The organism is Pseudoalteromonas rubra, assembly GCF_000238295.3.
Classification (GTDB): domain Bacteria; phylum Pseudomonadota; class Gammaproteobacteria; order Enterobacterales; family Alteromonadaceae; genus Pseudoalteromonas; species Pseudoalteromonas rubra.
In genome coordinates this window covers 1-15,630 of the sequence record NZ_AHCD03000032.1, presented here as the reverse complement: position 1 = coordinate 15,630, position 15,630 = coordinate 1, and the positions used below count along the sequence as shown (strand labels likewise).

The window sequence follows — 15,630 nt, the reverse complement described above, 5'->3', positions numbered from 1 at the left end:
GAAAACATTAATGAAAAAATTCATAAATGGAGCTATGCCGATACTCAGTATGCACACCGAGCGGGTCGAAAACAGGCCTGATGTGGTTCTGGTTTTACCCTTTGGCACTGAACTGGAGGCGGCTAATAGCTTCATTGCGAGCCTCGACCAGACATGCAATCTGTATACGTGGCAAAGCCGTCATATTTTGGACGACAACGATGAGCTGCAAGTTCAGGCACTGACCATGGCGTCACATGCTGCGGACTTAGAGCAACTGATTGATGAATACGCGTTGCACGAACCTGTGATTGTGGGTTACTGCTCCGGCGCTGCAGTGGCACTGCACTTTGCAGCGCGAAGTGACAATTATCAGGCCCTGTTTTTGGTTTTTGGCGAATACGCTTTGGCTGAAAGAAGTAAAGAGTACGAGGTGCCAGCGCATTACTTTGAAGTGGATACTTTGTTGAGAATGGCTGCCAAAAGCCGAGCGTTTAGCACTATGTTAAGCGACAAAATGTCGGGTGCGGGTTTTGCCAGTCAGGTTGCGGATGAAGCGAGATTTTTCAATAAACCTTACTTCAATGAATTGTATTTGCATCGTTATGCTTTGAATTATCTGGACTTTGTGAGTCACGATTATCTGGATGATGCGAAGCAGCTTGATAAACACGTTTATGTGTATTGCTCCGATGAAGACAAGCACGTCGGCACGGACACGTCAGTGGTGATAAGCAATGCGCTGAAAAACAGCACGCTGGTCAAAGGGAAGTATGGTGACCACTACGCGTTTTGTCGCCCTGAAACAGGCATTTTACAGAAATTAAAAAAGGATATTTCTCATGAAATCAGCAGCAGAGAATGTTTACACGCAGTTTGAGTTAAGCGTCGCGAAACATCCAGACCGCATTGCGCTGGACAGCGACAAACAACAGCTTAGTTATCGCACTTTATATCAATCGGTGGAGCAGCTCGCTGCGGTTTTATCAGAGCAGGGAATTACGCAGCAGGATGTCGTATTGGTAAAACTTGAACGCTCCATTGAGTTTATCACGGCTGTATTGGCATTGTTGCGAGTCGGTGCGACTTATCTGCCGGTGTCGAACAAGCTTAATGAGTCGGACCTCAGTTTTATGTTGCAAGAAACTCAGGCACGTTTTGTGATTTGTACAGATGTTACATCACTTCCAGGAATGGGCATTGAGGTGCTTGATATTGTGGACATGCTGGCTCAGCAACCCACGCAATCTGCACCCGGGGTTACCCGCAGTCGTGAAGCGTGTGCCTACATTATGTATACATCGGGTTCAACAGGCAGACCCAAAGGCGTCAGAGTACCTGACAGAGCCATCCAGCGTCTGGTCGTAGACAGTGATTATATCCAAATCACGCCAGAGGATGCGATTTACATGACGGCTGATATTTCGTTTGACGCTGCGACCTTTGAGATATGGGGCGCGTTATTGAATGGCGCAAGACTCATTATTGATGGTGCTGAGTTTAGCCCTACCAGGTTTATGCGTAATGTCGCAGCTAAGAATGCGACTATTGCCTGGCTTACATCTGGGTTATTTCACATGCTGGGAGCGAACCGCCCTGAGGTGTTTCGGCCATTGCGGGCCATCCTTGCCGGTGGCGATGTACTCAGTAGCGCGGTGATCCGCTCCGTGCTGAATACTTGTCCGGATCTGACTGTAATCAATGGCTACGGCCCGACAGAGAATACAACGTTTACATGTTGTTATGTCATGGATGACGTGACCTTACCACAAGACAATGTCCCGATAGGATATCCAATTAGAGGCACTCATATCGCAATTTTGGACGACGAGCTGGAGCATGTGAGTGATGGTGAGTCAGGGATTTTGTATGCCTACGGTGACGGGGTTGCACTGGGGTATGTTGGTGACAGAGATAAAGACAATGCATTTTTCTATAACGAAAAGATCTCCTCAGGGCTGATTTATCGCACTGGCGATAAAGTGAAGCGAGTAAACGGAAAAATTCATTTCCTGGGTAGAGAAGATAATCTGGTTAAAGTACGCGGTTATCGGGTATCTATGGAGTTTGTTACAGAGAAACTGTATCAGCTCGACTATATAGAAAATGCGTTTGTGCACTTAATTAAAGATCATGCAGGTAATAATGCGCTGAGTGCAAAGGTAACGACTAAAAAGCCTGTGTCATCGAAATTAATCAAACAAGAGCTGGCAACTATGATTTCACCTTATATGGTGCCAGATATTATTGAAGTAAAAGAAAAGTTTAGCTTAAACAAAAATGGCAAAATCGCCAAAAATCAACTTATCGAGGTGTAATATGCAAAACAGTAATCTAGTTAAAGACATTGTGCTGGAAAAAGCACAGACCACATTTAGTGGTATCGAAATTGACGAAAATACAGACTTTTTCTCAGTTGGGATAAGCTCTCTCGCAGTGGTTAACTTTCAGATGGAAGTTGAGCAAGCGTTGAACTGCGCGGTCGAAACATCCGAGTTAATGGCTAATTCGACTTTAGGTGACTGGGTCAACCTTTACCAGTCTGCAGCGCAAACGAACTGATTTAATTAACATCAACTAAAACCAAACTTATTTAAATAAACCAATTTAATCAAATTTTTATTAAGGAAAATACAATGAGCTTTTATCTAACTGAAGAAGAAATCCAACAAATGCGTAAAAACGGTTATATCGGCCCTTTTGACCTATATGAGCGAGATGAAATTCTTGAAAAGTATAAGAATATCCGTGCCAAAATGTTTGACCGTAAAAATGCCGCCTATGACCTGGAACACACCAGTGTAGTATCTGGCTATGACCGTCACCTGGATATAGACGCGCTCAGTGAGCACGTTATGAATCCGATTATTGTTAACAAGGTAAATTCAATCCTGGGCCCGGATTTAATCTGCTGGCGTTCAGAGATGTTCCCTAAATACCCGGGTGATGAAGGCACGGACTGGCACCAGGCGGATACCTTTTCTCACGCATCTGGCGCGCCTCAAATCAGATGGCCAGGTGAAAGCGACTTTGGTGGTGCAATCACCGTATGGACTGCACTGACAGATGTGTCTGAAGAAGTAGGCTGCTTGTGCTTCATTCCGGGTACACATGAAGAAATGTACTACGACGAATCAAAAGACATGGAATATACACCTGATGAAGTGAACGCGCTTGAAAAAGACGGTGTAAAACGCGGCTTCTTTGGCTATGACTATCGCAACCTGCAAAAGGACCCAAGCTGGAAGCCGGATGAGTCTCAGGCCGTACCAATCAAAATGAAGGCAGGTCAGTTCGTGATTTTCTGGTCAACCCTGATGCACTCATCATTACCAAATATCACAAAAGACCAAACTCGACTGGGCTTTGCTGCACGCTATGTGCCTGCAGCGGTAGATATTTACCCTGACACTGATTCTGTCACAGAGTACGGCAGTGAACTGTCACTTGAAAAGTATGGTGTGGTTTCAGTATCCGGTGAACGCCATGATAGCCATAACCGAGTCCTGGATGAGAGTCTGAATGGGTTTAGCTTTAAGCGCTAAGTCATTGTATCGCGTCGTGAAGCTTCTTACTCCATCGCATTGGCCTGATGTGTTCACAGGCAAGTGAGAAGCTTAATTCGCTCGAAAAGGAGAGTTGAAATGCAAACACAAGAGAAGGTTTTAAGCATAGTTGCTTCGCTGGTAAAGGATGTACCGACACTTGCTCTGGATACGCAGATTAATGATTTAAATATCAGTTCCATGCAGGCAGTGATGATGGTGAGTGAGATTGAATCTACGTTCAACATTGCTTTACCAATGCAAGAGTTCTATGTGCGTGAGTGTATACAGGATCTGATTCAGTTTGTTGAGGAGGCTGCGTAATGTGGTTGAAACACATTAGCTCTGAGGGCACTTCGTCTGCCAGGGTGATTTGTTTTGGGCACGCTGGTGCCAGCCACGTTGATTTTGTTAAATGGCGAGATCTTCTGCCCTCAAACGTAGAGATCATTGCCATTGCATTACCAGGACGGTGTGAGCGGGTGAAGGAAACACCAGTAAACGACATTCAGGTATTGGTACGTGAGATTGCCGCGGCACTTGCAGAGTTGCCGACGATGCCAACCAGTTTTTATGGTCATAGCTTTGGTGCCGTGCTCGCTTATGAAACAGCTGCATTTTGCACTAAACATGGACTTTTAACTGAACTGCAACGGGTGATTTTGTCAGCCAGCGCTTTGGAAAAACGCCGTATTCTGCAAGGCGTCAATATTGCGGATATGGATGCCGTATTGTCGGTGTTTATCGAGCGTCAGTACATCAGTGAGCAGTACGCACAAAATAAAAAGCTTATGTCTTTGGTACTGCCGTACTTGCTGGCAGATATTTGCTGTAAAGAAGAGTGGGAAATTGATAACACCATCAAGCTGGCAGTGCCGATCCATACGGTGGCATGGGACGAGGATGCCCTGGTTGATCCACCGCAAGTACACAGTTGGGTTGTACGCAGTGAAGTGCCCCAGTTGTGTCGTCAGGTGACGTTACCAGGCGCACACCTGGCATATTTAAATTCACCAGCTGAGTTTATCGAAACGATTAATGAGTTCATTGCTGAATAGCTAAGGAACCAAGCGGATAAGGAGCGTGTCGTGCAAGATTTATGGAAAAGTGTCCGGGTCAGGGCATTTCAGGAGTCGGATATAGACCAGCATATTGCGTACTGGCACAACCCCGAGAACACCTTTCTTCAAGATTTGGGGGTTGACCGGCAGCGGTTAATACCTGCGCACAAAATGCGTGAACAACTGCAATATGTACTCAACAAGATGCCCCAGGCATGTAGTTTGTTGACAATTGAGTACCAGGGACAGGCCATCGGCGTACATGAATTAACGGATATAGTTGAACAGGAGAGTGGGGTAATGCATGCCAGTATCTGGACTTCGGAATTTCGTGGTCTGGGCATCGGTAAAGTGTCTTACGTAAAGGCCATGCAGTGGTACTTCGAGCACTTGCCATTGCAGCGGATCCTCTTTAAAACGCCGAAAAATAACCGGGCAGCGAACAAACTAAAGCAAACGCTCAAGATTAAGCAGGTTGGTGAATGTACTTATGAACTACCTATATTCGGCCGACCGATTGAAGCCCATTTATATGAGATGACGCGCAGTGCGTTTGAGCACCAGGTTGCGCTTGCCGCGCCCAGGGAATGAGGAGAAAACCATGGACAAACAGGTAGAACAGGCGCTGGCAAGGTTCAGTGCGTTTCGAAGCGCAAAGACGCTGGGCAATTTTTCAGTAGAACAAATTGATGAATGGGGATTTACTCTGGTGCCGAAAGGAAGTGAATCGGAAGACGGCAGTTTCCATAGCGACCTGACCCTTATCGCACTGAACCACGGCAATGAAGTGGGCGGACTGGCAGTGCTAAATGCCTTATGCCAGGAGATTGAGAATGGTCAGTTAACCCCGGATTTACGGATCACATTTTTATTGGGTAACGTTGCCGCGGCTAAAGCAGGTAAACGTTATCTGGAACAGGATATTAATCGCACTTTTAACACACAGGCGCACGACAGCCTTGAGTCACAAAGAGCAAAACAACTGGAGCCCATTGTCAGAAACTCCCGGTTTATCCTGGATTTTCACCAGACAATAGAGCCGACCAATACGCCGTTTTTTGTGTATCAATATAATCGACTCGCTGCACTGTTTGCGCATGCAGTAGACAACGCGCTACCGGTGATCACCCACAAACAGTCAACGGCAAGTAAGCTCGGGGGCATGCGGTGTGATGAATTTGGTACCCATTGCGGGTGTGTGTCGATTGCGCTGGAACTAAGCCAAAAAGGATTCGACCAACAAGGCATTGAGCTAGGGATATTGGCTGCTAAGCGCGCAGTGGCTGCTGTTGAAAATTGGACAGAAGTAAAATCACAGGCCCCGAAACAAGTAAATCCAATGTGGACCTGGTCGCATATTGAGGCGTATCCGCAAGAATATGTGCAGTTACATACCGGGCTGCAGAACTTTACTGAAGTTGAAGCCGGGCAATTACTGGGTCACACGCAATTGGGTATTGCGGTACAGGCTGCTCAGTCGGGCGCTTTACTGTTCCCCAAACACATTAAAGTGGGTGAGCCAAAACCCGGCGAGTTGTATCGCATCTTAAAACAAGTCAATTACTTTGCTACGTCAGGCCCGGGCAGGGCGGTGGCGTAATAAACAGAATTTTAATTACTCATAAATTTATTAAGGAAAAGTCATGAAACATAATTACGTAAGCTCAATAAAAAAATGGACCGTCGCACTGGCCACAGGTTTGCTGCTCACCAGTGGGGCCGCGATGGCAAAGAAAGGGGTGACAACGCCAGACGGGTTTGAATCTGTTCTCGTTCTGATGGGAACAGGCACCATTGATAAGCATAACCCAGAGCCTCATCCGGGGGTTATTAACTGTGATGGCCTGATCTGTGATGGTGAGTTTTTCCAGAAGGAGATCATGGGCCGTACAGATGCTGAAATTGCTGAAGTCGCGCAGCTGGCAAAAACGTTTTACCTTGAACGGTTTGGACTGGTTGCCGACGATCTGGTTGCAAATAATCGCGCCACGTTCAACAGCTTTACCTTGAATCCGGATTTTGAGTATCGACTGCAAATTGCCACCGGCATGAAAGCAAAAGGCGAAGGCTGGATCATCCGCGATGGCGGTTTTAACCTTACGATCACCGACCCTCAGGGAGTCCCCATGGCCGGTGAAATGACGGGGCGTTTAGCGAAGCCGGGTGATCAGTTCCTGTTCGGCAGTTACAATATTCTGGTAACGAACAAAAAGGGAAAACCGAAAAAAGAACTGGTTATTGACTATCGCTCGCGCGTGCCTGCAGTTGCAGATGAAGACGGCTTCAGGTTGCAAAGCTTCCTGTCGAGCGAAGAGTTTGGTGAAGGTTTGGTACTGGGCACCATCTTAACCAGAGACGGCGCCGATGAAACAATCAAAGTGAATGGCCGTACTGTGATTTCTTTCCCGGCCGAAACACAACTTGATTCATTCCCGGCTTTCCCGGCCTTTGACGATAAGCCTAAAAGCAAATAACACAAACTGAAGGGGCTTAGCCCCCTTCACCTTTTAAATGGTGGTGAGTATGGATAACAAAATAAACATAAGCGAGGCGTTAGCATCGGTAACGGAACATTGGTCACAACGCGTGCTTGGTGAGGCCAATGGTCAGCTATATAAGGTGGCCAAAGGACTGGGCGCAACAAACTGGCACAAACATGACGACCAGGACGAATTGTTCATCCTGTATCAGGGCCAGTTGAACATTGAACTCAGAGATAAAACCATCGAACTGAAGCCACAAGATATGTTTATCGTACCAAAAGGCGCAGAGCACAGAGCCGTCGCGCCAGTTGAAGCAGAGTTTGTGATTGTAGGCATGAACATTACATCGACCAAAGAAGGCGGAAAACCGAATTGATAGAAAGTGTGTTTTAGGAGAAATTAGGGAGATTAAAGCGCAGATTGCTGGTGGTGTGGGAAAAGAATGGTCGGCATAGCAGGATTTGAACCTACGATCCATGACACCCCATGACTGCGTAAATGTTGGTAATACTGTTATGTTTTAGAAATGATTTTTGCGGTTTTTGGTGGGGTATGAATTAACTGAAATTGCGTTATTGAATGAGGCCGTTACGCTGTTTAGTGTCGTTACTACGAAAGCAGGTTTTATAATTTGGCTTACAGACTCAACAGTAGACGAACAGGATGTAAAGGCTTTAAGAAAAGCACTGAAAGATAGTAAGGGCCCTGGCAATTTCAGAAATCTGTTCCTTCACTCACCTGGTGGTCACAAGGATGGCATGAAATTAACCCCTGTATCTGAAGTAGCTGCTAAGGATGAGTTTCTGATAATAAAGGAAGTCAGCCGTGATGATCTGCTAGGTTCTCATCGTTTACCACCGCAATTGATGGGGGTTGTTCTTGGTAATGTTGGTGGGTTTGGTGGTTCGGCCAGGGCTACAGAAGTATTCGACGCAAACGAGATGGAGTGTATTAGAATGTCTCTTCTTTCTATAGATGACAGGGAGGGAGAGGAAATCATAAGGTTCAGTAAATACAAACTGGCTGTCTCATACACTTAAGAGCGTTTAAAGTAACAGTAGTAGCCAATATCTGATCTTACAGCCTAGCTGGAAAGGTTTAGACTTTGTCCTGCCAAGCAGTATCGAGTGACCAACAGACGGTCACTCTCTTGCTACTCTGGGGAGTACTTTTCTGATTTCCGCTAAAATATTGATCCACCCAACTCGCTCTTTCCAGAGTTTGCCATCGACAAAAAATTTATAGCAATCAACTCGATAAGTTTCATACAGTTTAAGCTTATGAGTAATTGATTGTCCGCTATCGCAATCAGCTATTTCGAACATTCTTCTTAAAAAGGTATGAACTAAGTTTTAACAAGTTATTAGACTGTTGAGGTGAATTATTATTGTTTCAGCGTGTGGTTTGCGATAATTTATTTGTGAATTGTTGGTTTGTCTTAAATTGGTGACATCTTGTCTGACAAGGTAGAGTACCTTGCAAAAGTCTTGCTAATAGACAGTGATATTTAGAAGGAAGCATATGGAAGGCTATTTTAAAATGTTTGAGAATGAGCTGCCTGACATCAGACAGCTTGCATCGCAAGGAGGTAAAAATGGTTTCTTTGGCCAAGCAAGAAGCGTTACGTTTTTATTCTATTGCAGGAACACTTCTAGAAAGTTTTAAATGCTAGCGTAGGTGAACGTTATATAACTCATATTCTCTCTAGGTCTATTCTTGAAAACTATTTCTGGATGATCTACTTGTTTGACGATCTTGCTCAAAAACAAGCTCGGTATATTGGTATGGTTGATGCGTTTAAGCGGGATTATCACAAACTACTAAATGAGCCGTAGCTGCCCCATAAAGATAAGCTGGAGTCTTCTCATCCCACTTGGTCGAACCTCAATCAAGGAATGGATGTAAATAGCCTACTCGCACAAGTTAAGAATGATCTTGGCGACAGGTTATAAGCAAGTTAGTTGGTTAGATAATTAACAAAGGAAAAAAATATGTACGATAAAGAAGTAATTGAGTATGCGAAAGAACAAGAAAATATAATTTCTAAGCTGGAGTATCGTGTACATGATCACGATGATGGACGTTCAGAGAACCGCCAAGACCTTATGCGTGACTATGCCCGAGTTCTGTATTCTTCATCATTTAGACGTCTACAAGGAAAGATGCAATTGCTTGGTGTAGACGCTAATAAGTTTAATCGAAATCGACTCACTCATAGTTTGGAAGTGGCACAAATAGCTCGCTCGATTGCTTACGACCTTGAATTACAGCACACGGTTGTAGCCGAGACCGCATCACTAGCACATGATATTGGTAACCCGCCTTTTGGCCACTACGGTGAGGTTGTACTTAACGATTTGAGTGCCGGGTGCGGCGGTTATGAGGGCAATGCTCAAGCGTTCCGCATCTTGCGTACGTTAGAAAAGAAACATTATGCATATTTGGGGCTAAACCTAAATGTACGTACTCTAATGTCTATAACCAAATACTTCTTCAATAAGCAGCAGAACAGTAAAAAGTTCTTATACGATGCTGATTATGAGTTTTTAAAAGGCGCACTTGAAAGTAAAGGAGTTGCAGTCACCAAGAGTATCGACGCTGAAATAATGGATTTAGCCGACGAAATTGCGTATGCGGCACACGATTTAGAAGATGCATTAAGTTTTGGTATGATTAGTTTAGGTGAAATAGTTCATGAGTTTAGCATTAGTGACAAATTTAAAGGTGCATATCCAACGATGGCGAAAATTGCGCAAGACGCACAAAATGTAGCGATGAAAGCGAGCCGCAGTGGTACGTCAGAAGAGTATGCAATTGTTCTTAAGAAAGAGCTGACGTCAAAAATAGTTAATACCTTATGCTCTGACATCGGTTTAGTTGGTGATTGCTTGGGTTATAAACAACATGCAAAGTTAGCTGAAGGCCTGAAAAAACTGTTGTTTAAAGCAATTCTTCGTAAGAAAGACATTCAGCTTTACGAACGCAGAGGTGAGCAGATTATTCGTGGCTTGTTTGAGGTTTATTCTGATGAAAAGTACAACAAGAATAATATTTTATTACCACCAGAGTTGCGTACAATTAATGACTGTAAAACTCGCCTAGTTACTGATTACATCTCTGGTATGATGGATTCATATGCTGCTCAGGAGTATGAAAAGTACTTTGGTAAGGGTAGTGCGGATAAATTCTACTTTAAGTAAAGTTGGCTTATAACAACCTATTTAAGAGTGATTCGCAACACTTGGCACTTTCACTATGCGTTGAGACTTGTGTTTAAGGTGGCATGCGATGGCTTCGGTATTGCGTTGCTCACACTTCAACAGGGCGTTACCACCGTCAATTGCCGGTACATACTAAGCTGTCAGACTTGATTAAGCTTTATTGGTCAAATCTGACAGTTCAAATAAAGACTTATTCAACTAAGTTAATGCTTCCTGAGTTAGTTGAGTATTACTGTAACGTTCCCAATTTAACTTCAATAACCGTCTTATCATCTTCGGTTTGGTCAATTGGGGCAACGGATTCATCATGAATGCCCATCATCATCCGATAGTGACCGCTTTGTTGTGCCTTATCAAAAATTTTTTGAAATACACGTAGATATGCTGCGTTGGCTTTTTCTCCATGGTTGATATAAAGGTCATCATGAATTGAGTGAGAGCCATCGTTAACCCAAGAAAATAGAGATTGGCAAATCAACTTGTCACGACCGTCAAAGAGTGAGCAAATTTCGTCTTTTCCCATGCCACCCCACATAGTGAAATAATTTTCTAATATGCGGCGTAATGTATTTTGCAGACTTACGCAGGATATATTTTCTGATTTTATATCTTCCCATAACAATTCATATGCAGAACGAATAGGATTAACCCTACATCGTTCAACTTCTGAGCCTTTATGTAGTTTTTTTACCAGCCAAAAACTTTCGTCTTTATGTGTTCCGTTAGAAGGCCTTGTTCTACTGAAACTTATTTCTTTGTGGAAATAAACATTATGGGTCAAAACAAATACCTGTTTAATCTGAGAATTTTCGCTTTTTGCATCTTCCATAACGCCTTTAATTAAGCTACTAACAATGTAGAGGATGTCGCTATCTAATGATGAAATAGGGTCATCAAACACTACTACACGATTTATAGTTATACCAGAGGGGGATTGGGCTCCTTTAATTAGATAATAAAAGTACAAAAAGGTAATGAAGGTCTTTTCACCTTCACTCAATGTTTTGCTGGCGTCATCCCCATTTTCTCGAATAATCTGATAGTGATTGCCTTCATCAGCGTCACCAATAGAAAAGGAATTGAAACCGAATTTATCTAAAAGGTCATTAATTGCCTTTATAGTTGGTTGAATGGATGTGGTCTGTTTTTCAAGTTCTCTAACCTGTTTTTGCAAGCTTAGAAGCTTCGCTTCTTTATCTTTGAGGCGTAGTTCCATTCCCTGTATTGTTTGTGTCAGTTTAGTTTCCGTTTGCTCATGTTGCTTCAAATCATCCGATAGTTCATTTAGCACATAGCGCCAAACCTGCCCAGTCAAAACGCTCTTTTCAGCCTCAATATTGGCCACTGTTTTGTTATATTGATTTGCTTTTTCATTTGCTTGGAACACATAACTTTGTAACTGGTCAATCAGAGGTTCAACAGGATCTAATTCTATTTTTCTACTAGGTTCCAGAAACTTCTGAAACAACTTAGTGTGATTGCTTTTTAATATTTCGAAAAGCACTTTGGCTTGAGCGATAAACAGCTCAACACTGAGAAAAGGGTGGTTTAGTTCTGTATAGCTTTGGACTGTACCGGTTAGATGATTGCTAGTTCGTTTATATTCTGATTGCAACAGCTGTAGTTCTCCCATGTCATTGTCATAGGCTTCGTTGAAAAATGCTTCAAGGTTACTTGCAAAGTTACTGTCTGTAGGTTGTTGGCAGAATGGGCAAGTATCAGGCTGTTTTTCATGATACTTTAGGCCTTGTTTAACCCAATCACTGTTTCCTAAGCGATCAATGAGGGAAGCAATATCAACATCCTGATTCCCAACAATAACTTTTCGAAGTAAAGGATCTTTCTCAAGGGTAACAAGTTGAACCGCTGATAGATTTTCAAGAAGCTCGACCCGTTTGATATTGCTTGAAAAAACGGTTTTTCCTTTCTCTTTTAGCTCGTCCAACGATAGCAATTCAGCATTATTCGATACTTGCTCAGCTAAGACTTTCTCTTTGAATCGTTCAGCATTATTACGAACTCCGATAAACGCTTGTGAGAAGTACTCATCATGTAATTGTTTCTGCTTCCAGCATTTCTTCTGAAGGGTAAGCCCAAGCTCCTTAAGTTCTTTGGACTTACCAGAGTTACCATCTTCGCCATTCAACTGGTTCACGAGGCTTGAAATTTGGTCGTTTAATTTTTTAATTTCGGGCTGTAGGTCTGCTATCTGTCGCTCGGCTTCCACTTGGTTCTCGCCCAAGGTGAAAACTCCTCGTAGGGGATCACCTTGGTTGAAATTCTGCTCTACGAAATCTCGATTGTAAACCATACATTGAAGCTCAATCCCTCCTTGCCATGTTAATGCACATTGCTCGTGCCCTATGGCACGGGCAATTACACGGCTTATGGTAGTTTTTCCCGTTCCGTTTGCCCCGAAGATGTAATTGATACAACGAAGATCGTTGAGTTTTGCAGGGGTTCGATAAGTAGCTATTGGTGGAGTTATTTGAATTTCGCAGAGCATACTCGTTCCTTTGAGGTTTGGAGTGGGCGTTTACGTGTGTAGCTCACCAACCAAAAACAGTCTCTACAAACTAGTCTTTAAATATGAATAATTCAATGAGCGAAATCAACTGTTTGAAGAATAGGCAGAGTTAGTTTCACCCAGAGTGCGTCGCTGAACCCACGCTACGCCTGCGCGCTTTATGTGTCGAAAATAACGCAGTCATGCAAGCACTTCAGTACAAGCAATAGCTGGTGCTGCGGATAGGTGTTACTGCTCGGATCGTAACGCAAAAAAACGCAAAAGTAAGACGACTACACAGACAGCAAAAAGTAGGTGGCTCTCTCAGAGTTCGGGAAAGCCCCCAAATTCATGGAGCCCTATATAAGGGTAGGGGAATTGTATATCACAGACTGATAGTAACTGAGTTGTCCTGGCGCTCATGGCCACGATGATATTGCTATGTGTGAGTACGTGTTTTTTGACTGGGGTTTTGCACGTATTTTGCACCTATTTTGCACAAGTGCTTTTTTGTGCTCCCAGCAATATGGAAAAACTTCAATGTTATGAGGGAGTTAAATGGTCGGCATAGCAGGATTTGAACCTGCGACCCCTGACACCCCATGACAGTGCGCTACCAAGCTGCGCTATATGCCGACTTGGGGTTCACTATAATGATTTTTTGATGAAAGGCAATAAGTAATTGTTTCAATTGAATGTTATTTGTACTTGATTGGTTTGGCTGCGGATTTGTTGCACAGTTTATTTGCAGAGGATAGAAAAAGAGGGGAGGTAGCATTGTCTGCTACCTCGGTAACGGGTTACTTGTGCCAGATACCTTTAGGCAGAGTCTTTAACACTTCAGGTTTTTGTGAAGGGTCAAAAACAGGGGTTTTGCCTTGTTTAAGCTGGGCACGGTAGTCTTTAGCTAACCAGATAACAATGCCAGATAACATGAACAATGCAACTACGTTGACGATGGCCATCAGGCCCATGGAGATATCAGCAAGTGTCCAGATCAAACCAAGCTCGCCGACTGCACCAAACATCACCATAGCCAGTACACAGGCTCGGAAGATAAACAGGCCTTTGGGATGGTTGTGCTCAAGGAACAGTAAGTTGGTTTCTGCATAACTATAGTTAGCGACAATGGACGTGAAGGCAAAGAACAGGATAGCGATGGCGACAAAAATCGCGCCCCAGTCACCGACATGCTCAACCAGTGCAGCCTGTGTTAACTGAATACCCGTTACACCAGATTCTGGCACAAGCTGGTTTGATAACAGAATAAGTGCCGCTGTGGCACTACAGATAACAATAGTATCTACAAATACGCCAAGCATCTGAACGTAGCCCTGAGAAGCAGGGTGGTTTGGATTCGGTGTTGCGCTTGCTGCGGCGTTTGCAGCGCTACCCATACCGGCTTCGTTAGAGAACAGGCCGCGTTTAATCCCCTGGATCATGGCCTGCATGACAGCATAACCTACGGCACCGCCTGCAGCTTGTTCAAAACCAAGTGCACTGTTGATGATCAGCATAAAGACGTCAGGTAATTGGCTGGCGTTCATGACACATACAACGATGGCCAGTAATAAATAGGCGATAGCCATAAAGGGCACGGCCAGCTCGGCAAATCTTGCTATGGTCTTAAGGCCACCAAAGATAATAAAGGCCGAACCACAAACTAGCAAAAGGCCCATTACGTATTTAGGTACGTCAAAGGCAACTTCAAATGCTGCGGCAATCGAATTCGCCTGTACGGCATTAAACACTAAACCAAACGCCAGGATAAGACATAAAGAGAAGAGTACACCCATCCAACGCTTGTTCAGACCATACTCCATATAATAAGCAGGACCACCACGGAAGTTGCCTTCATCGTCTTTGGTTTTGTATAGCTGAGCCAGTGCACTTTCTGCAAAGCTTGTCGCCATGCCGATAAGCGCGATGAGCCACATCCAAAAAATGGCGCCTGGTCCACCTAAATAGAGTGCAACAGCCACACCGGCCATATTACCGGTTCCTACCCGGGCGGCAAGGGAGGTACAAAAAGCCTGGAAAGAAGAGATACCGTCTTTGGCGCCGCTTCGGCTGTTTGCCATCACTTTAATCATGTATGGGAATTGGGTGAATTGAATGAAACCCAGTCGGAGGGTAAAGAAAACACCTGCTGCAATTAATAGGTATATAAGTATATGACCCCACAGCAAGCCGCTTATTGTATTAAAAAAGTCAGCCATTGGATTACGACCCTTATTATAGATATAGCAGAACGGGTAAATAAGGTGGCGTAATTTACCACAGGACCGCGTTCAACTCTAAATATTATTGTCTTATCCACAGGTTTTTGTGGGTAACTTGTGTGGTGTTTGTGCGGTTTTTTGGGGTAAAAAATTAATCCCAAAAAGTACTAAAAAGCGCTTGCGCTGGGTTTCGATTTCCCTATAATGCGCATCCACCGACACGGAGCACAACGCTGAAAAGCAACGAGCTAAGTGAGGGGAAAGCCAAACGGAAAGCTTAATTAAGAAAAATTAAATTTTCTAGTTGACTTTAAAAGTGAAGCGGTTAATATGGCGCTCCACTTCGCAGCTAGGCTGCGGTAACTAACTGAGGTTAGTTATTTGTTCTTTAAAAATATGAAGCAATCATCTGTGTGGGCACTCGTACAGATTGAGTTCTAACAGCGGATTTCAGTTTACTGAATGACGCACAAAAATTTAGAGTCTCAACTGAACTGAGTGACTAACATAGTCAATTCGTTTTGATTTTACTTTTTTAAAAGTAGAAGCAGACAAAATCAGAATTCATTGAGCACGAAACTTCGGTTTCAAAAAAACTTTTAATTGAAGAGTT

General features: G+C 43.8%; 14 protein-coding genes and 1 tRNA gene. 12 read left to right on the top strand and 3 right to left on the bottom strand.

Annotated features, from left to right (window positions below):
* Nucleotides 1-10: 10 nt before the first annotated feature.
* The 12 genes from PRUB_RS08285 (at nucleotide 11) to PRUB_RS08230 (ending at nucleotide 10,268) form a co-directional block, all read left to right on the top strand.
* Nucleotides 11-859, top strand: a complete 849-nt coding sequence (locus PRUB_RS08285; RefSeq protein WP_010385328.1) for an alpha/beta hydrolase — start codon at nucleotides 11-13, stop codon at nucleotides 857-859.
* On the top strand, nucleotides 822-2,297 hold the full coding sequence (locus PRUB_RS08280; protein ID WP_010385327.1) for an AMP-binding protein: 1,476 nt from the start codon (nucleotides 822-824) through the stop codon (nucleotides 2,295-2,297). Before PRUB_RS08285 ends, PRUB_RS08280 begins: the two co-directional genes overlap by 38 nt.
* Nucleotide 2,298: 1 nt before the next feature.
* Entirely contained in the window at nucleotides 2,299-2,541 is a 243-nt protein-coding gene (locus PRUB_RS08275) for an acyl carrier protein (protein ID WP_010385326.1), read from the top strand.
* A gap of 74 nt (nucleotides 2,542-2,615) precedes the next feature.
* Entirely contained in the window at nucleotides 2,616-3,524 is a 909-nt protein-coding gene (locus tag PRUB_RS08270; protein WP_010385325.1) for a chlorinating enzyme, read from the top strand.
* Nucleotides 3,525-3,623: 99 nt separating this feature from the next.
* Nucleotides 3,624-3,848 (top strand): acyl carrier protein, encoded by a 225-nt coding sequence (locus PRUB_RS08265; RefSeq protein ID WP_010385324.1) that lies wholly within the window; start codon nucleotides 3,624-3,626, stop codon nucleotides 3,846-3,848.
* Nucleotides 3,848-4,582 carry a thioesterase II family protein gene (locus PRUB_RS08260; protein WP_010385322.1) on the top strand — a complete coding sequence of 245 codons (735 nt, stop codon included), beginning with the start codon at nucleotides 3,848-3,850 and terminating at the stop codon, nucleotides 4,580-4,582. Before PRUB_RS08265 ends, PRUB_RS08260 begins: the two co-directional genes overlap by 1 nt.
* 30 nt (nucleotides 4,583-4,612) lie before the next feature.
* Nucleotides 4,613-5,176, top strand: coding sequence for a GNAT family N-acetyltransferase (locus PRUB_RS08255; protein WP_010385321.1), 564 nt, complete (start codon nucleotides 4,613-4,615; stop codon nucleotides 5,174-5,176).
* Nucleotides 5,177-5,186: 10 nt separating this feature from the next.
* Complete coding sequence (locus PRUB_RS08250; protein WP_010385320.1) at nucleotides 5,187-6,185, top strand: succinylglutamate desuccinylase/aspartoacylase domain-containing protein; 999 nt, start codon at nucleotides 5,187-5,189, stop codon at nucleotides 6,183-6,185.
* A 43-nt stretch (nucleotides 6,186-6,228) separates the two neighbouring features.
* A complete protein-coding gene (locus PRUB_RS08245) occupies nucleotides 6,229-7,059 on the top strand; it encodes a hypothetical protein (RefSeq protein WP_010385319.1) in 831 nt (276 codons plus the stop codon).
* 49 nt (nucleotides 7,060-7,108) lie between these two features.
* Nucleotides 7,109-7,444: a cupin domain-containing protein gene (locus PRUB_RS08240; protein ID WP_010385318.1), complete on the top strand. Its 336-nt coding sequence runs from the start codon at nucleotides 7,109-7,111 to the stop codon at nucleotides 7,442-7,444.
* Between the two features lie 169 nt (nucleotides 7,445-7,613).
* On the top strand, nucleotides 7,614-8,108 hold the full coding sequence (locus PRUB_RS08235; RefSeq protein WP_155946326.1) for a phage portal family protein: 495 nt from the start codon (nucleotides 7,614-7,616) through the stop codon (nucleotides 8,106-8,108).
* 951 nt (nucleotides 8,109-9,059) lie between these two features.
* Nucleotides 9,060-10,268: a deoxyguanosinetriphosphate triphosphohydrolase family protein gene (locus PRUB_RS08230; protein ID WP_010385315.1), complete on the top strand. Its 1,209-nt coding sequence runs from the start codon at nucleotides 9,060-9,062 to the stop codon at nucleotides 10,266-10,268.
* A 250-nt stretch (nucleotides 10,269-10,518) separates the two neighbouring features.
* Here the strand turns inward: PRUB_RS08230 and PRUB_RS08220 are convergent, their stop codons facing one another.
* From PRUB_RS08220 to PRUB_RS08210, 3 genes are all read right to left on the bottom strand, one after another.
* Nucleotides 10,519-12,795 (bottom strand): AAA family ATPase, encoded by a 2,277-nt coding sequence (locus PRUB_RS08220; protein WP_010385314.1) that lies wholly within the window; start codon nucleotides 12,793-12,795, stop codon nucleotides 10,519-10,521.
* 559 nt (nucleotides 12,796-13,354) lie between these two features.
* Nucleotides 13,355-13,431, bottom strand: a tRNA-Pro gene (locus PRUB_RS08215).
* A 164-nt stretch (nucleotides 13,432-13,595) separates the two neighbouring features.
* On the bottom strand, nucleotides 13,596-15,014 hold the full coding sequence (locus PRUB_RS08210; protein WP_010385312.1) for an alanine/glycine:cation symporter family protein: 1,419 nt from the start codon (nucleotides 15,012-15,014) through the stop codon (nucleotides 13,596-13,598).
* Nucleotides 15,015-15,630: the final 616 nt, after the last annotated feature.